Annotated in this window: 15 protein-coding genes; 3 read left to right on the top strand and 12 right to left on the bottom strand. The window is 47.1% G+C overall.

Annotated elements, in window-relative coordinates; all coding sequences use genetic code 11:
* Positions 1 to 199 precede the first annotated feature (199 nt).
* Together CSH92_RS13550 and CSH92_RS13545 are read left to right on the top strand one after the other, a co-directional pair.
* Positions 200 to 1,246 (top strand): serine/threonine dehydratase, encoded by a 1,047-nt coding sequence (locus CSH92_RS13550; RefSeq protein WP_100658170.1) that lies wholly within the window; start codon positions 200 to 202, stop codon positions 1,244 to 1,246.
* Complete coding sequence (locus CSH92_RS13545; protein ID WP_100658169.1) at positions 1,243 to 2,910, top strand: amidohydrolase; 1,668 nt, start codon at positions 1,243 to 1,245, stop codon at positions 2,908 to 2,910. The genes CSH92_RS13550 and CSH92_RS13545 overlap by 4 nt, the downstream gene beginning before the upstream one ends.
* A gap of 123 nt (positions 2,911 to 3,033) precedes the next feature.
* Here CSH92_RS13545 and CSH92_RS13540 read toward each other — a convergent pair whose 3' ends face one another.
* The 4 genes from CSH92_RS13540 to CSH92_RS13525 all read right to left on the bottom strand — a co-directional run bounded on the left by CSH92_RS13540 (position 3,034) and on the right by CSH92_RS13525 (position 6,564).
* Positions 3,034 to 3,819 (bottom strand): substrate-binding periplasmic protein, encoded by a 786-nt coding sequence (locus CSH92_RS13540; RefSeq protein WP_100658168.1) that lies wholly within the window; start codon positions 3,817 to 3,819, stop codon positions 3,034 to 3,036.
* A gap of 10 nt (positions 3,820 to 3,829) precedes the next feature.
* Complete coding sequence (locus CSH92_RS13535; protein ID WP_100658167.1) at positions 3,830 to 4,687, bottom strand: MBL fold metallo-hydrolase; 858 nt, start codon at positions 4,685 to 4,687, stop codon at positions 3,830 to 3,832.
* Positions 4,688 to 4,792: 105 nt separating this feature from the next.
* Positions 4,793 to 5,545, bottom strand: coding sequence for a LytR/AlgR family response regulator transcription factor (locus tag CSH92_RS13530; protein WP_100658166.1), 753 nt, complete (start codon positions 5,543 to 5,545; stop codon positions 4,793 to 4,795).
* Positions 5,542 to 6,564: a sensor histidine kinase gene (locus tag CSH92_RS13525; RefSeq protein WP_100658165.1), complete on the bottom strand. Its 1,023-nt coding sequence runs from the start codon at positions 6,562 to 6,564 to the stop codon at positions 5,542 to 5,544. The genes CSH92_RS13530 and CSH92_RS13525 overlap by 4 nt, the downstream gene beginning before the upstream one ends.
* 340 nt (positions 6,565 to 6,904) lie before the next feature.
* Between CSH92_RS13525 and CSH92_RS13520 the strand changes: the two genes are divergently transcribed.
* A complete protein-coding gene (locus tag CSH92_RS13520; protein ID WP_100658164.1) occupies positions 6,905 to 9,883 on the top strand; it encodes a TonB-dependent receptor plug domain-containing protein in 2,979 nt (992 codons plus the stop codon).
* A gap of 47 nt (positions 9,884 to 9,930) precedes the next feature.
* On the opposite strand, the gene CSH92_RS13515 is transcribed toward CSH92_RS13520, so the two are convergent.
* The 8 genes from CSH92_RS13515 to nqrF form a co-directional block, all read right to left on the bottom strand.
* Positions 9,931 to 10,146 carry a DUF1653 domain-containing protein gene (locus tag CSH92_RS13515; RefSeq protein WP_100658163.1) on the bottom strand — a complete coding sequence of 72 codons (216 nt, stop codon included), beginning with the start codon at positions 10,144 to 10,146 and terminating at the stop codon, positions 9,931 to 9,933.
* Complete coding sequence (locus CSH92_RS13510; RefSeq protein WP_240612816.1) at positions 10,136 to 11,311, bottom strand: MFS transporter; 1,176 nt, start codon at positions 11,309 to 11,311, stop codon at positions 10,136 to 10,138. Before CSH92_RS13510 ends, CSH92_RS13515 begins: the two co-directional genes overlap by 11 nt.
* Before the next feature lies 1 nt (position 11,312).
* Complete coding sequence (locus CSH92_RS13505) at positions 11,313 to 12,884, bottom strand: M17 family metallopeptidase (protein WP_100658161.1); 1,572 nt, start codon at positions 12,882 to 12,884, stop codon at positions 11,313 to 11,315.
* A gap of 17 nt (positions 12,885 to 12,901) precedes the next feature.
* On the bottom strand, positions 12,902 to 13,999 hold the full coding sequence (gene dinB / locus CSH92_RS13500) for a DNA polymerase IV (protein WP_100658160.1): 1,098 nt from the start codon (positions 13,997 to 13,999) through the stop codon (positions 12,902 to 12,904).
* Between the two features lie 155 nt (positions 14,000 to 14,154).
* Positions 14,155 to 17,478, bottom strand: a complete 3,324-nt coding sequence (locus CSH92_RS13495) for an Ig-like domain-containing protein (protein ID WP_100658159.1) — start codon at positions 17,476 to 17,478, stop codon at positions 14,155 to 14,157.
* Positions 17,479 to 17,881: 403 nt separating this feature from the next.
* Positions 17,882 to 18,115 (bottom strand): (Na+)-NQR maturation NqrM, encoded by a 234-nt coding sequence (gene nqrM, locus CSH92_RS13490; RefSeq protein WP_100658158.1) that lies wholly within the window; start codon positions 18,113 to 18,115, stop codon positions 17,882 to 17,884.
* Between the two features lie 20 nt (positions 18,116 to 18,135).
* Entirely contained in the window at positions 18,136 to 19,161 is a 1,026-nt protein-coding gene (locus CSH92_RS13485) for an FAD:protein FMN transferase (protein WP_100658157.1), read from the bottom strand.
* Between the two features lie 60 nt (positions 19,162 to 19,221).
* Positions 19,222 to 20,454 carry an NADH:ubiquinone reductase (Na(+)-transporting) subunit F gene (gene nqrF, locus CSH92_RS13480; protein WP_100658156.1) on the bottom strand — a complete coding sequence of 411 codons (1,233 nt, stop codon included), beginning with the start codon at positions 20,452 to 20,454 and terminating at the stop codon, positions 19,222 to 19,224.
* Between the last annotated feature and the right edge of the window lie 12 nt (positions 20,455 to 20,466).

The following is a 20,466-nucleotide window of genomic DNA, read 5'->3' as shown; positions in this document are numbered from 1 at the left end:
CTAAACATCAATGTTCGCCAATTCGGTAACACTACGTATTTGGGCCTGAAACATGATGTTTATCAGTAACACCCGAGTTTATTTCAACGAACATAAGCGTGTAACAGCCGCCCTCACAACGGAGTGAATAATACTGTGCATTCTTTTCGTTTTATCGTTAGGCTAATGGCTAATTATTCAATTTTTTATAGAGTTAGTTTTGCCAGCCGACACGATTAATTACCAACACATTCTCGCCGCACAATCTCGAATTGAAGCAACGGTGGTCGATACACCGATAGTCTCTTCGAGTCGCTTGAACCGCTGGCTAAGCCGGGAAAACTTGCCTTCAGGTCAAACCCATACAATCTTGTTTAAAGCCGAATGTTTGCAAAGAACGGGCGCATTTAAGCTCCGTGGTGCGACTAACTTTATCGCCAAGCTTGCAGAGAACAAGCAGTTGCCTGATTCCATTGTGGCGAATAGTTCAGGCAATCATGCGCAAGCGGTCGCGTTTGCAGCCAGTCAATTTGGAATATCCGCCACGATCTATGCTGCCAACAACATCTCAGCAGTTAAAGCGGCAGCAACACGAGATTACGGTGCCCAGTTAAGAGTCTATCCAACCCGCATCGAAGCCGACCAGGCAGTAGCTGACGCCAGTCGACAATCGGGCTGTATCTGGATCCCTCCGTTTAATCATACTGATATCATCGCAGGTCAGGGAACGGCGGTAGCCGAAACCCTGCAAAGAGTTGAAGCTGTAGATGCTGTATTCACGCCATGCGGGGGCGGAGGGCTTACCGCAGGCAGCCTTATCGCGACGCGACACTTAAACCCTACAGCTAAAGTTTTTGGTGTTGAACCTCTAGCTGCCAATGATGCTGCTGAATCACTCCGGGCAGGAGAAATTAAGAGTCTTGATGGGCCAGCTAAAACCTTGGCAGACGGTGCAGCAACACCAAGTGTAGGTGCCCTTACCTTTCCTTTTTTACAACAGTTAGATGGCTTTTACGAAGTAAACGAGCGAGCTATCAGTTACTGGACCCAATGGCTACAACATCTATTGAAGTTACATATTGAACCGACATGCTGCATGACGATGCAAGCGGTTGCAGAGTGGCTAGCCGAACAAACCAGTGCTAAACGCATTGTCGTAGTTTTGTCGGGTGGGAATGTCAGTGCAAATACAACGCAAAAAATTTATTCAAGTGATCATTTGATCAATCCTCCATCTTCACACATTGTTCAGGAACTCAGCTTATGAAACACGCCTTGCGCCTGCCGCTTCGATTATTGTCATTAGTTACTCTTCTTTACGGTTTTAGTATTTGTGCATCGCCGCTGCACATTAGTAATGTTAAAGGTTATACCTTGAATACCCAGGGCGACCTGATCAACTTCAGTGATATGGTAATCGAGGATGGCAAAGTCCGCGCGATTGGTGATGAAGCGTTAGGCCATGGTTACCCCACAGCAGAAGTGCTAGATGGCCAAGGCAAAACTCTATTACCGGGGTTGATTGATGCTCATGGACATTTGCTTGGGCTAGGCGATACCTTACTTGCAATTGATGTCCGTGAAACAGCATCTGCTCACGATGCAGCGCAACAAGTGGCCGACTATGCTAAGAGTCACCCCAAATTGAGCTGGATCCAAGGCCGCGGATGGAATCAAGTATTGTGGCCCGACAAAGCCTTTCCTACTGCCGCCATTCTCGACGAAAAGATTGCTGATAAGCCGGTCTGGCTAACCCGTGTAGATGGGCATGCGGGCTGGGCCAACTCAGCTGCATTGAGAATTGCTGGAATAGATAGCTCAACGGTTTCACCAGAAGGAGGGAAAATCCTCACTGATGACAACGGCAATCCTACAGGTGTGCTTATTGATACCGCGATGGGACTGGTTGAACAACATTTGCCTAAACTTGATGATCAATTGCGCATCGAACAACTGAATGCGGCTGGTGAGCACTTAACAGCGCTGGGAATAACCAGCATGCACGACGCAGGTATCGATTATGCGACTTATAATCTTTATCAAGCGTTGGCCGAACAAGGCCACCTCCCCCTGCGCGTGTATGCCATGCTATCAGCCACCGATCCGCAGTTACCTAAAATGCTGGCAGCAGGGCCAATCCAGCGAGCAGACGCTAAACTATTGATCCGCAGTGTCAAAGCATACGGAGACGGTGCTCTGGGCAGTCGCGGTGCAGCATTGTTAAAACCTTATTCTGATGATCCTCACAATCACGGCTTACTAGTGACGGCTGAGGAGAAACTCCCCGACTTGTTTAATCAGGTGATCAGTAAGGACTTTGCGTTACATTTTCATGCCATTGGCGACCGTGCCAACCGACTCGCACTGGATCATTTTGAACAAGTGTTTGAACGTATCGGCGGTAAAGCATTGCGTAATCGCATTGAGCATGCTCAGGTCATTGCATTAGAAGATATTAAACGTTTTAAAACTCTAGATATCATACCTTCAATGCAACCAACCCACGCCACTAGCGATATGAATATGGCGGAAGACCGCATAGGTAAGCAACGTTTGCAAGGAGCTTACGCGTGGCAAACCTTTTTACAGCAAGGATCGATTCTTGCGTTTGGGTCTGATTTTCCAGTTGAGTTAGCCAATCCTTTTTATGGCATCCACGCAGCCGTGACACGTCAAGACCGCAACAACCAGCCGAAAAATGGCTGGGTGCCAGAACAAGCACTTACAGTACAACAAGCGTTTAAGGCCTTTACCCTTGACGCGGCCTATGCGGCGGACCAAGACACCCAAATAGGTGCATTGTTGCCAGGGTACTGGGCTGACTTCATTCTGGTTGATCAAGATCCATTCACAATCAACCCACAAAACCTCTGGAAAATTGAAGTCCAAAGCACCTATATCGCAGGTGAAGAGGTATTCGCCAAAGAGTAGACAATACACGAACCAGATTAAAGGCTCTTGAGAACCCAATCGGATTAAGTTACCTGTTGGCACTATAAGTGGTGCCAACGAGTTAGTTCAAACGTATGGTTAACTTCAGAGGGCTTCGCAGGGTTAAATCGAGGGATAGCGGATGGCAACGGGGCGAAAACGGTCAACTAATTCAGCAAATTCTGCGGTTTTACGAAATTCACTGACCGCGAAATTGAGCTTTGTAACCAAACTATCAGATACTGCTAAGTTAACGGCCAGGTAATTGCCTTTAAGTTCTGGAGTATGCAGCCATGCAACCGCTTCTACATCATCAAGGGATGCTCCAAACCGCACCAATGTATCGGCTAAGGTGTATCCCGATGCAAACATAAGATCTAACCGCCCGCGCAAAAACAAGCGGATTGGATCATCTTTGTTCGCGCATTGCAGTAAGTTTTTGCCCGCGACAAAACCTCGAGCAGTGAGAACTGACTCATAAATATCATCTCGCGTCACACCTACAGTGTAGTTCAGAACGTCACTGGCCTGTGTGATCATGACATCAGTGCGACTTTTCAATTTGAAATAGAACGTCTCGCCTGATACTGCTGGACCAACCCATTGAAAGAAAGATTCGCGCGCAGCATTTCTCGACGCACTTAAAATAGCACCCTTAGGATCTTGCAGACCCATCGACATTGCGCGAGTCCATGGCATGTCGACAAATTCACAACGCAGCTTGGCAATTTCACATGACCGTTTAATCAACAGCCCATTTAAACCGTCAATTTGACCGTCAGTAAGAAAAGTATAGGGGCGATAATTGCTCTCAAAGTAAATCGTTAAATCGTTTTCCTGCTCGCTCGCTTTGGCGCCAGTTATTATGCAACTGATACCTGCCAGCAAAACAAACCAATACCGCCCCATTTGCCGTTACCTATTTATATAACGTTCGGATCCAACGCTCTTCGGTAATAAACCGCCAAGCCCAGTTTTCCCATTGGCTCTCGAGACCTTTCGCGACGATTTCATCTTCGCTCTGACCAGCCACTTTAAGGGCCTGAACGTAGGCGTATGTTTCTTCGATCATTGCTTTGAAACGCATGAGATCTTGTTTATTTGCTAACGCGCCGTGTCCAGGAATAATTTGAGTATCATCATTAATCATATCCAACACTTGCGCCACCGATGCGATGTAACCGGCAACACTGCCACCCGCGCCTAGATCGATATAAGGGAACCAGTCTTTAAAAAATAAGTCGCCGGTGTGCAGCACATTGGAATCTTCAAACCACACAATACTGTCACCGTCAGTGTGGCCGCCGGGTAGATGAATAACATGAATAGTCTCATCGTTAAAATGGAATTTAATCCCATCTTGGTAGGTCACTACCGGCAACGCAGCTGCATTTACATCCTCACTGGATGCGAGGCGAATGCGTACATTCTCATGAGCGAAAATGGTGGCTCCTTTAGTCTCACTAAAGAATGCATTGGAACCAGTATGGTCGCCATGATAATGCGTATTTACCACATAGCGTGGCTTATCAGATCCTAACCCTTGTAGCGCAGCGGCGATCTTTTCAGCCAATGGAGCATATTGGTCATCCACAATCAAAATCCCATCTTGCCCTGCTGAAACACCTATATTGCCGCCGGAGCCTACCATCATATGCACTGTGCCAGACAATGCCTGAACGTCCATTTCAACACCGGCAAAACGGTCATCTGCTATTGCCGCACTTGGCAACAGCAGTAGTCCCATAAAACAACTCAACACCTTGCTACATTTCATACAAATTCCTTAATCCAGTCAGTTGTGCAGATTTCACTAACTCACTATGCAGAGCGGATAAGGATAGATCATTTTGTTAACACAAAGTAGCGATTTAGCTATCGCCTAGCCAGTAAGAGCTTCGATTTTATCGCGATTGCGTCGCGACAAAGTAAGTAATTCACCCTCTGACAGAATTACAGTGTAATCGCCTTTGTCATTCGGCCTAAGTTCAGCAACGTAAGTTCGCCGTACGATAGACGAACGATGAATGCGAATAAAATGTTCCGGATCTAACTGTGACTCCAGGTTAGTCATAGTCTCTCTGTGCAACACGGTTTTACCGTCATTAAGGTGAAGCTCAGCATAATTTCCAGCACCCGTAATGTAATTGATAGTCGCGACATCGACTAATCGTATGCGTCCGGGATCCCTTACCACAAGCCGAGTCTTATAATGACCCACCGCAGCAACTGGGGTATGTGATACCGTCGACTCACCCACTGTCGTAACAGTCAAATCGACTGCCAGCGCACTTAGTGCCTTATCTAATGCTTGCTTGAAGCGATCGTTGGTAAACGGCTTAAGAATGTAATCTAGTGCATCAACTTCAAATGTGGGAATCGCAAATTGGTCAAAAGCAGTAATAAAAATCCGCACACAATCACTCGGTAATTCACGTGCCAGCGCAATTCCAGTCATCCCCGGCATCTGCATATCAAGAAAGGCTAAATGAACCTCATGCTGGGCCGCAACTAAGAGGGCTTCACTGCCAGAGCTTGCCTGAAATATATGTCCAATGGGGGCACATTCAGATAGCAGCCCAACAACGGCTTGCCGCGCCAATGGCTCATCATCAACAACCAGTACATTAATCATGATTCCCTCCCTACATGCGTGATGGGTAAACTCAGCAGTGTCTGAAAAATTCCATTGTTGAGCGGCGTCAACTCCAAACGGAATGATTTGTATAATCGCTTCAGTCGCTCTTGTGTATTCGATAAGCCAATGCCAAAACCAGATTCAGAATTATTTTCATCGACATGGTTGGTCAGATAAATCTCTAATGCACCGTCTTGCTGGCGGATACTCAACGTTATTTCATTAGCTTGCCCAGCTAATTGAGCCCCATGTTGCACTGCATTTTCAACTAAAGGTTGTAACAACATGTTAGGAATAGAAACATTCAAGCAATCATCATCCACTTCGGTTTGAATTTTAAGTTTCTCAGCAAAACGCAATTTTTGGATCGCTAAATAACTATGAATAAACTGCATCTCTTGGCGCAATGTGATGATTTCGTCTTGCTTGGTATCCAATGACATGCGCAGCATGGTGCTTAATTCAGACAATGCGTTTATCGCTTTGTCTTTTTCATCTAAACGCACCAAACTGCTCACCGTATTAAGCGTATTAAACAAAAAGTGGGGGTTAAGTTGCGATCGCAAGGCCTTAAGTTGCTCGGCCACTAATTGTTGCTGCATTTTATTGAACAGCACCCGTTGCTGCATCGACTTATGGTAGTAGTGCCCCCCAACTGCGGCCCACAGGATCGCGGCGTAAATAACAATATCAATAACCCCCGTGGACATGATCACGCCATATAAACGTTGCTGGAAATCAGCAAACGATTGGTCGCGAATAATCAGCTGCATGATTAAACTAAGAGTCCAATAACAAAACAACACACCAAGAGATGCCATTGCTGCGGGCCAAAACTTGCGCCATTTATTCTGTTCATTTTTCTCAAGCGTGGTGTGAATAACCACAAAAACCGCGGGCGTTACCCAAATGAAGTTTAGAAACCACGGTGCCATCATAACCCAGTAATCCCACCAACTGATTGCGAGTTCTATAGCTTTAGCATTACGCGATTGGGCAAAGGAAAAGAAGGTCAAAAAACTTAACCAAATAAAAATATTCGCCAGCCAGAACCAACGACTTTGAATAGATATTGAATGCTCACCGCGAGAATTTGAAATAACCCACCCCTGTTCAACGCATTATTGGTGATAAATATTTCGTGTAATTCAATCATACGCCATATCAAAAGAATTAATCCCCCATTTATCCATTTATTTAGGCGATTTATCACTTAGAAGTCGCACTTGGTGGAAGCCCTATGGAGCAAATAGTCGCGTGGGCATAGCGTATAGCGCAGATAACAACAGGGTTATCTTAAAACACACAACTCTTCGTTGTTTCCTAATCGAAGCGGCGAAGCAGGGAGACAACATAATGTTTGCAAATTCAAAAATCGCACGCGCAGTGAAAATTGCGTGTGTCGCTGGCGCGACAACATCCTTGTTGCTCGCGCACGCGGCCAGCGCGCAACAAAGCGAGCCAAACAACAAGGATGATACCGCTGATGTTGAAGTAATCTCGGTCACAGGTAGCCGTATCCGAGCACCGGGCGTTGAGTCATCGAGTCCAATTATTTCGATAGGTGAAGAGGAAATAGGTTACTTACAAACACCAGAATTTGAGCGGATAGTGCGCAGCTTGCCAGCAACAATCCCCGCAGATGGCAGTAACGTTAACAACGGGACCGCCGGTGCTGCAACAATCGACCTGCGCGGTCTAGGCGCACAACGTAACCTGGTCCTGATGGACGGTAAGCGCATGGTTCCATTTAACTTCAACGGTGCTGTTGATACCGCAACTATCCCCACCGCACTTATAGAGCGAATCGATGTGGTTACCGGTGGTGCATCAGCAGTGTATGGCTCGGATGCGATTGCAGGTGCAGTCAACGTTATCCTCAAAGATAATTTTGAAGGTGTCGCCTTCGACATGAATCATAACGAGACAGGCGAAAATGATGGTGATCAAGACAGCATTTCACTTACCGTAGGCTCTAATTTAGATGATGGCCGCGGGAATGCGGTCGTCAGTTTGAGTTGGATGGAGCGCGATGCTGTAAGGCTGGGGCAGCGGCCTTTGGGCTTATTAGGTATTAACTCTAACTCGGGCGCCGGTTATGCCGAATTTCTGGCGGGAGAGCCACCGGCGGCACCACCGGCAGGCTGTGATGGTCCAAATGTTGTAGACTTTGTGAACGGTAGTGGTTCAACGACCGCAATACCTACGCGTTTCGAGCTAATTGGTACCAATGTGACTGGGCAATTTAGAAACGACCGCACCCTGGGTGAGCAATGCAGTCGCTTCAACTTTAACCCCTTTAACTATTACCAAACGCCGGCACAACGCTATTCGGCAACGGCATTGGCCAATTATGAAATCAATGAATATGCCAACGTATATGCTCGGTTTAACTACTCAAATACGTCGGTTACACAGCAAGTCGCCCCTTCTGGAACTTTTGGTGCAAGCTTTGTATTGCCGTTGTATAACCCTTTCATCAGTGATCAAGCATTAGGCTTTATGATTGATGGGGCCAATGCTGCGGTAGCTGATGGCTCACTCGTAAATGGCGGCAGTTGGACCGACACGAATGCCAATGGCGTGGTTGACTCAGAAGATAGCTTGACCGTGCGCCTGCGCCGCCGCACCCTGGAATTAGGGCCACGTACCGAGCGCTATGATTCAGATATCTGGCAGATTAATGCTGGCGTAAATGGCGCTTTCTTGGGTGATTGGGAATATGACGCATCATTTCAGTATGGAGAGTCAAATCGAACCACTGTGCGTGACGGATACACAAACTTGCCCAACATCCAAAACGCTTTGGATTCGCGCGACGGTGTAACCTGTGCAGTGGGTGGTACCTGTGTACCTATCGACTTATTTGGCGGACTTGGCACGATCACCGAGTCGATGGCCGGTTATGCGCGAGCAATTGCACTACAACAACAAAAGTATGAGCAAACCATCGCTACCCTGTTGTTCACCGGCCCCGTCGACGCAATTGAACTACCCACAGCGAGCGGCCCACTGGCCATGAGTTTTGGTTTCGAATATCGTAAAGAAACCGGTATTCTTGAGCCCGATGAGTGCTTAAAACAATCCCCTGCGAGCTGCCAAGGCGGCGCTGGTGGAAACTTGTTACCTATCCGCGGTGGATATACAGTCAACGATTTCTTCTTTGAAGGTATCTTGCCGATATTCGACGGCCAAGCGTTTGCAGACCGAATGGATCTTGAGTTTGGTTATCGCACATCGGATTACAATACCATCGGCAAAACCGACTCTTGGAAAGTAGGTTTTAACTGGCGCCCAGTTGAATCGTTTATGGTGCGAGTTATGCAGCAACGCGCTAACCGCGCGCCCAATGTAGGTGAACTCGCGTCACCGGTCACCTCGGGACTCAGTAACGCGACGCAAGATCCATGTTCCGTAGCCAATGCTGGCAATATTGATGACCGTCTCCGTCAACTGTGTATTTCTACGGGGATGTCGGCGGCGCAAGTGGGTGTAATTCCTGACATTATCGCCGGCCAAATTAATACCTTTGCCGGTAGTGACCCTGACAACCCACCTGGACCAGAGGAAGCTGACACGACTACTGCTGGGTTCGTCTGGACGCCAGAATTCAATGGTTTTGACAGCTTTGTTATCTCAGCAGATTATTACAAAATCGATATCCAAGACATCATTGGCAACTTCAGCGCACAAGAAGTGCTAGATTCATGTTATACCAATGGACTGACTGAAGACTGCGCGAAGATCAACCGCGTGGGTGGCGACCTGACCGGTTCTGCGGCTGGTGTGAACTTGTTTACGACTAATCTTAGTTATCTCGAAGCCGAAGGCGTTGAGATTGCATTTAACATGTCATTTGATTTGGATGATATGGGCAGCCTAAGGTTATCGGGGAACATCAACAAGTACTTGTCTCAGGAGTCGCAAAGCTCTGCGACAGTGCCAGTGCTCGACTGTAAAGGATATTATGGAACCAGTTGTGATCCGCTGTCGGATCTACGTTGGGTGCAGCGCACAACATGGACATATGACGATCTGACCTTGTCTGTGCAGTGGCGCCACATTAGTTCTGTAGATGTTGAGCCGCCAGAAAGTTCATTACGCTTTGAAGAATTCCGCAGCATTGATGCTTATGATTACATTGACCTATTTGGTAGTTACCAAATCAATGATTACATAACGCTAACTGCGGGCGTGGATAACCTCTTTGACGATGATCCACCAGCGTTAGGCAATCAAATCGGTGATACCAGCTCCAACTCAGGTAACACCTTCCCGAGTAACTACGACACGCTAGGTCGTATTTACAAAGCGGGTATTAATTTCCGCTTCTAAGACGATACGTCTGCCGTCAAGTCAGCGAGGCCTCTGTGCCTCGCTTTTTATTCCGCACTGATAAAGCGAAATCGTGGCACCGCCTCACCTTCAACATCTAAAGTTTCTTGAAACATCGTTAGCGGTCTAACCCAAAGTTTACCTTCACCATATAATGGACGATAGACTACAAGTTTTGAGCCGTCTTCGGAATGCGTGGCGACATCAATAACCTGATAGTCATTGCCTTTATAATGCCGATAGCGCCCCGGTTTAAGTGACATTAGGTTGCTCCTTTACACGTCGATATTGCCAACTGAGTAACAACAAGTAGCCGACGATAATCACTAAACTAATTTGCATTAAGCCTTGCCAGTTAAAAATCGCGAGCAAAGCCCCTGCGCTGAGCGCAGCCAACGCTTGCCCGGCAAAAACGGCAAAATCATGGGCTCCTTGTGCAGTAAAACGTTGCTCACTTGAATGACTGCTAGCAAGTAATAAAGTTCCGGCCAGAAATAGTAGGTTCCATCCTAAGCCCAGCAATACCAAAGCTAACCAGTACTGCACAAAGTGTCCGCCAATATAACCAACACCGATGGTAATCAGATAAATCACAATCCCGGTTGCGATGACCCCTTTTAGGCCGAGGCGCGTAATCAACCACGCACTGATAAAAGAGGGTAAATACATCGCCAGGATATGCGATTGGATCACCCACTTAGTCTGTTCCAAACTGTAGGTCTCAACAACATGCATGTGCACTGGGGTTGCCGTCATAATAAAACTCATCAAGGCAAACCCAGTGACCGAAGTCGCCACTGCAATAATAAATTGTGGTTGACTAAACAACTGCCGTTTGGGGACAACAATACTCGGTGTACTGCCGTGTAATGAAGGGGTTCGGTCCATGCGCGTGAACAGCAGCGTACAAATTAGCATAACACTGGCGACCAGCAAAAAACTTCCCGCGAAAGGTTGCGCCAAAAGTGGTTCACCTATGGTGGCCAGTTCTGGCCCAACAATCGCCGCTACCAAACCACCAAGTAACACGGTCGAGGTCGCTTTTGCCGCCAACTCGCTGGGCACTGATTCTATCGCAGCGAAGCGCGTTTGTTGAAAAGCGGCCACACAAAGTCCAAGAGCAAAAGTACTAAACAAGAATCCGTAAAAACTTTGCTGTAATGTGGCTACCATCGCGATAACTGCAGCTATTGCTGCCACCAAAGCGGCACTGATAAAAACTAAACGTCGCCCCCAACGGTGCATAGCGCGGGTGACCGGTAGTACCCCGCACGCAGTCCCTACAATCATTAGGGCTACTGGTAAGGTCGCAAGCGCCTCATTTGGTGCCAGACGGGCACCGACGATACCACCTACCAGCACCACCGTAGCACCGGCGCTCATAGCTAGGGCTTGAATACAGGCTAGCAACCATACTTGAGCAGGCAAACTAGTGCCCTTTCCCACTAAATGCATATGTGGAAACTAAAGCAGTAAGCGCGGCTGCGGTTGGCTTGCCATGCTGCCAGTCACTGTTCTCAACGCCACTACCGGCAATATCCACATGGGTGTAGGCCAAGGGTTCAGTGCAATCTACGTCATGCTGGACCAGTCCAGAAGCGATGGCTAAAAACGCCATCGGGAACTGGTGTCCGCGCATAGTAGACACAGACGGCGCATTATTTGATGACAACACGTCATCAGCTTTGCTGCGCGGCGCAATAAACGCGTAATCTTCGCGGCGACTGCGCGAAATCTCACCACAGTCACCCCACAATTCACCGTTAGCAATAATATGCTTCGCTACCTGACGTGACTCTGCGCAGCCGTTCTGCACATAGCCGGTATACGGCCCAAGCGCAATGGCAGCATGCCCGGTTAACGTGGCAACCGAGAACAATTCAGGCTGGGTTTGCTGCGGTTCGGCTAATGCTAACTCGCGCAAGTGTGATAATACATCAGCAAGTACCATACGCCCTTCAGCATCAGTATTTCCGACGCGCACTCGCACGCCCGCATGACCGCGGATAATTTCATCCGGCACGAACGCATCATCACCAATACTGTTTCGCACTACGCCTAGTTCTGCGACCACTTTTAAGTTTTCCGGTTTAACCTCAGCCAACGTACGCATAAAACCCGCGACAGATGCAGCACCGCCTTTGTCTCTGCTCATTCCAGCCATGTGACCGCCAACTTTGAGATCGGCGCCACCAGTGTCAAAGGTAATGCCTTTGCCGGCTAAAAACAGGCTTTTCTGGGTTAATCCTGAACCGTCATAGGTTAAGCGCACTACGCGGGGTTGATGACGCTCAACGGGGACCGATGCGCGAGCGACAGCGTGTAATAATGGGTACTCTTTGCGTAAAACACTATCGTCAGCAATGACTTCGACTTTTACCGCTGTATCTTTAAATGCTTCGACACAGTAGTCGGCAAATGCTGGCGGGGCCATGCGCTCAGGCTCAGTACCACAGAGGTCACGCGCCAAACGTTTACCCAATTCAAGCGCATACAATTGCTCAGCTTGCGCGGCGTTTACACCCACGATCCCTATAGCAGAAATCGGCTCTAACTCACTTTCTAATTGCGCCTCGCGCGCTTCTAATGGCTGCCACAAGCCTTGGCAAAGCCCTAAGTATGATGCTTCTTTTGCTTTGCTAAACTGATTCGCCTTTTGCGCTAAATTAACCATCACTAGTGGCTTTTGAGCGCCTGCCGCAAGTAAGGTATCAGCAGCTTTTCGCGCGGCATCAAAAATACGCCGCACATCATCGTAATAATGCGTGAGTTCGCCAGTGGGAATATGGATCAGGCGCTGCGCTGGTGCTTCAGCACAAGGCACGACAACGAGCTCTTTACCCACCCGCCCATCAATGGTTTGGTGCGCGACCAAAGCTTCGACAATTGCTTGGTCGGCGATTGCCGACAAGGAATCTGATAACACCACCAAAGCATCAAACTCGGCAACTGTTCCATGGTGGGCGAAGGTTTCAACTGCTATAACGTGCGGTGCAGGCATTAGCTTTCTCAATTTGATTAACGGACTCGGTATTGTGCCTGTGGTTCGGCAGCAAACTCAAGTTGTTCCAGTGGTAAATCCATTTGTCGCATGGAATGATTTGTTGGCAAGCCAACATGTAAACCCACTAAACGGATCCCTCTACCTTGTGCTCGGCTAAACGCTTCACGCAAAAGCACATCAAAGTAATCGGCTTGTAAAACCGTCATTCGATGCTCTACTGTGGTTTGTTGAAAATCAGCAAACTTGAGCTTAACACCTTGCGATGCAATTTTTGTTGCACCACCATTAGATAGTCGCTTGATTAAACTCTCATACAACCGCTGGCTGACTTCTTGGCACTCTTCTAAAGATGTAATATCCGAGGGTAGCGTGCGTTCAACCCCTACGGATTTGCGTTGCCGTTCAACGGTAAGATCGCGATCATCAATAGCATGACTGCGCTTCCATAATACGGGACCAAACTTACCAAACTGCTTCACTAACCGGTCGAGTGGATATTTACGGACATCTTCGCAGGTATATAAACCAAGCCGATGCAGTTTCTCGATAGTGACCTTACCCACACCAGGGATCTTACGCAGGGGTAGTTGACGCACAAATTCATCTAATTTATCCGGCGTTACTACGCAGAGACCGTTGGGTTTATTCTCATCACTGGCAATCTTTGCGACAAACTTAAGCGGCGCTACACCGGCCGATGCCGTCAGGCCAATTTCTTGCTGAATACGCCGACGGATGTCTTCTGCAATTAACGTGGCGCTGCCGTTGAATAATTGACAATCGCTGACGTCAAGATAGGCCTCATCCAAGCTTAATGGCTCAATCGTGTCGGTATATTGTAAAAATATTTCACGGATCTGCTTAGACACACTGACATAAACGTCCATGCGCCCTTTAATCAATGTTAAGTCAGGACACAAACGCATGGCATGGGCTGTTGGCATCGCCGAACGCACGCCGTATTGGCGAGCTGGGTAATTACACGTACTGATCACGCCGCGACGATCAGAACTGCCGCCAATGGCGATTGGAATATTTGTTAGCGCTGGGTTATCACGCATTTCAACAGCGGCATAAAAACAATCCATATCAACATGAATGATTTTGCGCATGCGCCCACCGAGCTGTATAAATAAACAGTATGATGCATTTTTTGTCGTAAAATTGCAAAACAAAAAACCCGACAATGAAGTTCTTCACTGCCGGGCTTTTGCGTAACTCAGCTATTTATTTAGCTAAGATATAGAGGTACAACATTAGCGTTTACTTACGGTTGAGTAACCATCTCAACCCAATTCTTCATAACGCCAACGCTACAGCCATGTTTTAAGTGCCCCTTACCCAATCCTTGTTGTTCTACGATCTGTTCGCATGAGCAGCCCGCAGTATCAACAAGACTAAAGCTTTCTTTGGCTTTTCCTGCAGTGTCAAACCAAATATCGCCATCGAGTAACGCGAAATGGTTTGGCTTGATGCCTTTTTCAGGCGCGGTTTCCGGCACTGACGTTGCAGCACACATATCCAAGGCATCGATAATATTGTCATTATCCGAATCCATTTGAACAAACAAAACCAAGCCATCGTGGTCTGACGCGCGTAACGCATTTGCGTCATTGTTGACCAGGTTCGCCGGAGAATCAGAGTTCCCACGTGCATACTCAAAGTCAGTCACTAAACGACTCAGGTTTGCGGTAGTCAACGCATGATCCAGAACCTGTGCACTGCCACCAAACACGAATGAATACTGCTCATCGGCAGCGATTTCATTCACTTGATTGGTCAACACTGGGAATACTGGGCTTGACTGCCACAACAAGTTATCAGTTGCTACCGCAGTGCCCGCAATATGCCCGACGACATCGACGTAGCCGTCAGTGAATTGATAAGCATTAAAATCGCCAGTAACAACTAAGTTTACATCCGGTTCATTGGTCTGAATATCTTGTACGATTTCAGCCACGAATTGAGCCTGTTGCAAACGCTTGTTGCGCACGCGATCACTGCTATCTACACGACTCAGGGAGCGGTTATGTACAACCAGTACCTGTATTGGGAAATCACTACCATTTTCAACTACACGACCTTTAAACAATAGTGGCGGGCGGTCGTTCAATAGTGAGCCATCGTATTCGAAGATAGTGTCTTTTCCATACTGTACTACAGCATCCATTTCGACATAGCTGCGAACTAAGAAACCAACATCGATACCACCAATATCATTACCTTCTTCAAGGTAAGCTGTGTAGTTGATTGATGGGTCATCATTATTAATTTGCTCAGCGATTGTCGCTAATACTTCCAGGCTTTCTACTTCACTGACCGCAAGGATATCCGGTGCATGCATAACTTCACGCACAAATTGAGAAATCTTGCGTAAACGCTCAGCATACACGTTCGCAACTTGTGAAGGACGGAACATATTCAAAGCACCCACTGTCATTTCGCCGGCAGCTTTAGTCCGAACAGGCGCAAGAAGATCAGGTGTTTCACCGATTGTTAGTTCCGTTGGCCAAACTTGATAATCACCAAAAGAATAACCGAGAGGACCGGTTGCAGATACACGCTGACCAGCAAACAAGCTTTGATTCGCTAACAGTAAACCATCTGGGTTTAGTTCGAAGATTTCTGGATTGCCGTCCCATACCGGTAAGCCCGCAATTCCTGGATATTCGATGCCCGGCTCACGGAATGCACGCGTCTCTCCAACTACTACCGCAGTATCGCCGAAGCGATCTGTTGCAGCAGAGGCAATTCCGTCGAAACTAACAATCATACCTTCGAATCGTTCCATTTCATTTTCAGGTTGAGGCTGAACTCGTGAAGGTGTGTTTTCATCGAACTCAACAACTGGAGGTAAGGCATTACCATTGCTGACAACGGTAACCTGAGTACCATTACTGAACTCAGTAAAGTCAAAGAACTCGATGACTTGACCAACAACGTTAACCTCATCGCCAACCATTACGCTCGGTGCAGACCCCGTGAATACGAAAATACCATCTGACGTTTCCACATCATTATCGCTGCGAGAAACCGGTGTTTGCATGAAGAACCCGTTGCTATCAATAGCAGTAACGATGTTACCCAATGACTTAACAAAACCACCTTCAAACGGCGATTGCATGCCCGCACTCTGAATATCAAAGATTTCAACCACAGGTACGTTGCTTACACCCGGAGTCGCCGTTTGTTGCAGATAATTAGAGGTATCAAGCGCAGCTCCGCCATCAGGCACACGCGCGTTTGCGTGATTATCTTTATCACCTGCTCCACCTTCGTTCTGCTGAGTTTGTCCTGGCGTCAGTACCGCTAACAAACCAACATCATCTGAGTCAAAAGTGTCATACACCAATGCATCTACTAAGCTAATGCCAGTTACTGGCGTATCATTACCAAAATCAGCCGCATTGCCAGCGAATATGGCTACTGCATCCGCACCATTCTGTAATGTGTTATTTGGAACAACAATACTCGGCACAGGTGTAACAGCTGGATTACCGATAAGGAAAAAGCCATCTTGATCCGTGGTGTAGCCATCTAGGTCAATCGCGTTGCCATAAGACGCATCATCTGAGCCATTGAACAAAACCACAACTAAACCGTCCAAAGACGTGTTACCTACACCACCATCATATAGCTCAATGAATTCTAATGTATCTGAACCAGCAGAATCAGCATCAACTTCGTTAATGCGAATGGGTGAGTCCACCTGCGTTCCGAAGCGGAATGCGTAGTCACCTTCCATGAAGTCTGGACCATCATTTAAATCCAAGTCATTGACAAGGGTTGCAACAACATTTACGTCACAAACTTCATTGGCCTGTAAATCGTTATCGAGAACCAAAGTGAAATGTTGCGGACCGCCTTCAACAGAAGCACTTTGCGTACCACTGAGTGAACAATCTATCGAGAACCAGTTACCTTGAACATTAACTGATTCGCTAAAACTAATTTCGATGTTTGCGTTTAACGCTACAGCGCCTGTGTTGTTTGCAGGAGCAGTACTAATAACTATCGGTGCAGTGTCTACTGCTGGGCCACCACCGCCAAAGATTTGGTCGGTATTAATGTCACCAAACGATTCAGCCGCTGGTGCTTGCCACACGAAATCGTCGTACTCGCTACCGGTACCGACGAGTTGTAACGAGAATCCCTCTGGTGTTGAGCTAGTTTCTGCTACACCAATGTCAGTACTTGTCATGCCAGCTGCTGGGCCGCTCGCCGCTGTAAAAGAGCCTTCATAACTTAAGAATTGACTGACCGCGCCGGTGTTGTCGATTAAAGCGAAACCGTCTGGTGATCCATTTTGGATACCAGATATCGCAAATGCTACCGTACCATAACCATCTTGTTGATTTGGGATTACACCGCTCAAATCAACTGTTCTGTAAACATTCAATTGGCTGCTCGAACCGTTATACAATGCTAGTGTCATACCGCTTAAATCAGTGCCAGCAGGACCTGCAATTTCGATACCTTCTCCAGTATCACCACCCGCATTATCGTAGTGGATTTCGTTAATAAACACGTCTGTCGCCAATACAGCTGAAGAGCTAAATAGCGCCAGCCAGGCCGTGTGTGCCAATTTCATGTAAACTCCTTGAGGGTTATGTGTCGGTAGGCCGACATTTTTTTACAGCGTTTATATTACGATTTAATGATCAAAGACTTTCTACGAAAGCGTGGCGCCGATTAAGCAAGAATTGCGCCTGTGTAAAAAAGCGCTATAAAACAGTGGATTGGTGATTGTTAGCTAAGAGAGAAAAGGAAAGCGTAAAAAAAGCTGACGATCAACTGGTTGATTTTTGTACGTTTTTAATGGGCGACGGTATTAAATGTCAACCGCCTAGTATCGGCGGCTGCAGACTCAATTATTCAAAAAACCAACACAAGCAACACTGGTCACCAGCCGTTTTTTATTTCGAACGTAACGGTATCAGTTGGTTTAAAAGGCAACTTACTGAGCGGCGTTACAGTCGCCACTCAATGCCTCTCTATATGATTTTATTTTTTTCCCACTCGGCCAACTTTTTCTGCCGAGCGGCTTCCTTTTCCATCCGTGCTTTTTTGCGGTCACAGGGTTCAGGGCAATCACAGGCTTTATCAACGCCCAATGCACCGAGCCCTCCGCAACTTCCGGATATCGTTTTGCGCTGTACCATATAGCCAATGGCCATAGCCGCGACCATCGCGAGAAAAAAGAAAAATGCCAAGATAAACGTGCTCATAATACTTAAATACTCTGTAGTTACTGGTCTGAATTGACCACAGTTACACGCTGGTCAAATCCACTTGATGTCCATTCGATAAATGCATCTTGTTCTTTAGTGATTAAAATCACCGCCCAGTCGTTTAATTCAGCCAAAGCTTTGGCCTTTTCAGCCCCCATAACGGCAAGTGCAGTCGCTAAACCATCGGCAGTCATCGCTGAAGGATGTACCACCGTTACGGACACTAAGTTATGCTGTATGGGATAGCCCGTCGAGGGATCGATTAAATGGGAATAACGCACCCCATCATGCTCATAATAATTACGATAATCACCTGACGTGGCTATGCCGTTGTTACCAATTAAAATGACTTTTTGCAGTGCGCGTTGTTGGCTGACCGGCTTTTCAATGGCTATTCGCCACGTTTGCCCGCTGATTTTTTGCCCCGAAACGCGCATTTCACCACCAATTTCAACCAAATAATCATTCAGACCTTTGGCTTGTAGCAATTCAGCAACGGCGTCGACACCGTATCCTTTCGCGATGGTACTCAAGTCGACATAGAGGTCTGGATGATATTTGATCACTGCATTATCTGCTAAGCGTAATTTATCTAAACCCGTTGTTTCACGCGCACTTTCGATCGCTTCTACAGAAGGTACCTGTTCAGGGCGCATTTGTGGCCCAAACCCCCATAAGTTAACAACCGGACCAATCGTTACATCCAGAGCCCCCTGAGTTAACTCGCCCAATCGCAATGCTTCAGCAATTACCAACTGAGTCTGAGGTGAAATAGTAAATGGTTGGTTACTCTCGTGCTGGTTAAAGCGGGATAATTCTGACTCAGGATCATACGTGGACATCAACTTATTTACTGTAACCAAGAGCTCATCAATTTCGGCGTGTAATGCGTCAGTATCCAAGTTCTCACGTGGTGGGAACTTAACGTTGTACGTCGTCCCCATTGTCTGGCCTTGCAAGTGAATGTCTTGCTCAGGCTGCGGTGCACAGGCGGCAAGCACCACTACCGTCAAAAGAATCAGAGTTGTATGGAGTAGTTTCATGAAATTCCTAAAAAAAGAGGGCGATATCGCCCCCTTTATGCATTTACATTCAATGGCTTTTTAGCCACCAAAGTCATCCAACATGATGTTTTCATCTTCAACACCGAGATCTTTAAGCATATTGATCACGGCAGCGTTCATCATCGGTGGACCACACATGTAGAATTCACAATCTTCTGGTGCAGGGTGATCCTTAAGATAATTCTCAAGCAATACTTGGTGAATGAACCCCGTGTATCCTTCCCAGTTGTCTTCTGGCTGAGGATCAGACAAGGCTACATACCAATTAAAGTTGTCGTTCTCTTCTTGCAGCATGTCGAAATCTTCTACATAGAACATTTCGCGCAATGAACGGGCACCATACCAGAATGATATTTTACGTTTTGACTGCAAACGACGTAACTGGTCAAAAATGTGTGAACGCATCGGCGCCATGCCAGCACCGCCGCCAACAAACACCATTTCAGCATCAGTTTCTTTGGCAAAGAATTCACCAAATGGTCCAGAGATGGTGACCTTATCACCTGGCTTCAAGCTCCAAATAAATGAACTCATCTTACCCGCTGGCAAACTAAGATTATTAGGCGGCGGCGTAGCAATACGCACGTTCAACATAATAATCCCTTCTTCCTCAGGGTAGTTGGCCATGGAATAGGCGCGGATGGTTTCTTCATCCACTTTTGATTCGATATCAAAGAAACCAAAGCGTTCCCAATCACCACGATATTCTGCAGGAATATCGAAATCTTTATATTTGACATGATGCGGTGGAGCCTCGATTTGAATGTAACCACCAGCTCGGAACGGAACGCTCTCGCCATCTGGAATAGCCAATTTAAGTTCTTTGATGAAGGTCGCTTCGTTATTATTAGAAATAACTTCACAATCCCATTTTTTGATCCCAAAGACTTCTTCGGGTAGCTCAATCTTCATGTCTTGCTTAATCGCTACCTGACACGACAGACGGCACCCTTCACGCGCTTCACCTTTAGTAATGTGATCAAGCTCGGTCGGTAATATCTCACCGCCACCTTCTTTCACATCAACGCGGCACTGACCACATGAGCCACCACCACCACAGGCACTAGAAACGAAAATTCCAGCATCTGCAAGCGCACCTAATAACTTACCACCCGGCTCGGCTGTAATAACCTTATCGGGATCATCATTCACCATGATTTTTATGTCACCGCTAGGCACTAGCTTTGACTTGGCAAACATAATAATAAACACCAAGGCGAGAACGATGGCGATAAACATGCCAACGCCGAGGTAAATTTCAACTTGATTCATACCTTTGACCTG

The organism is Neoalteromonas flava (assembly GCF_002807685.1).
GTDB classification, from domain to species: Bacteria; Pseudomonadota; Gammaproteobacteria; order Enterobacterales; family Alteromonadaceae; genus Alteromonas_E; species Alteromonas_E flava.
The sequence above is the reverse complement of the archived record's forward strand: the minus strand, read 5'-3'. Positions and strand labels throughout refer to the sequence as shown.

What these genes read in the sequence shown, in the direction of transcription:
- CSH92_RS13505 (WP_100658161.1), bottom strand. Translation starts at nt 12,884, where the DNA reads ATGCCTGCACCGCACGTTATAGCAGTTGAAACCTTCGCCCACCATGGA.
- CSH92_RS13515 (WP_100658163.1), bottom strand. Translation starts at nt 10,146, where the DNA reads ATGTCACTTAAACCGGGGCGCTATCGGCATTATAAAGGCAATGACTAT.
- CSH92_RS13485 (WP_100658157.1), bottom strand. Translation starts at nt 19,161, where the DNA reads ATGAAACTACTCCATACAACTCTGATTCTTTTGACGGTAGTGGTGCTT.
- nqrF (WP_100658156.1), bottom strand. Translation starts at nt 20,454, where the DNA reads ATGAATCAAGTTGAAATTTACCTCGGCGTTGGCATGTTTATCGCCATC.
- nqrM (WP_100658158.1), bottom strand. Translation starts at nt 18,115, where the DNA reads ATGAGCACGTTTATCTTGGCATTTTTCTTTTTTCTCGCGATGGTCGCG.
- CSH92_RS13535 (WP_100658167.1), bottom strand. Translation starts at nt 4,687, where the DNA reads ATGAAATGTAGCAAGGTGTTGAGTTGTTTTATGGGACTACTGCTGTTG.
- CSH92_RS13495 (WP_100658159.1), bottom strand. Translation starts at nt 17,478, where the DNA reads ATGAAATTGGCACACACGGCCTGGCTGGCGCTATTTAGCTCTTCAGCT.
- dinB (WP_100658160.1), bottom strand. Translation starts at nt 13,999, where the DNA reads ATGCGCAAAATCATTCATGTTGATATGGATTGTTTTTATGCCGCTGTT.
- CSH92_RS13540 (WP_100658168.1), bottom strand. Translation starts at nt 3,819, where the DNA reads ATGGGGCGGTATTGGTTTGTTTTGCTGGCAGGTATCAGTTGCATAATA.
- CSH92_RS13545 (WP_100658169.1), top strand. Translation starts at nt 1,243, where the DNA reads ATGAAACACGCCTTGCGCCTGCCGCTTCGATTATTGTCATTAGTTACT.
- CSH92_RS13530 (WP_100658166.1), bottom strand. Translation starts at nt 5,545, where the DNA reads ATGATTAATGTACTGGTTGTTGATGATGAGCCATTGGCGCGGCAAGCC.
- CSH92_RS13520 (WP_100658164.1), top strand. Translation starts at nt 6,905, where the DNA reads ATGTTTGCAAATTCAAAAATCGCACGCGCAGTGAAAATTGCGTGTGTC.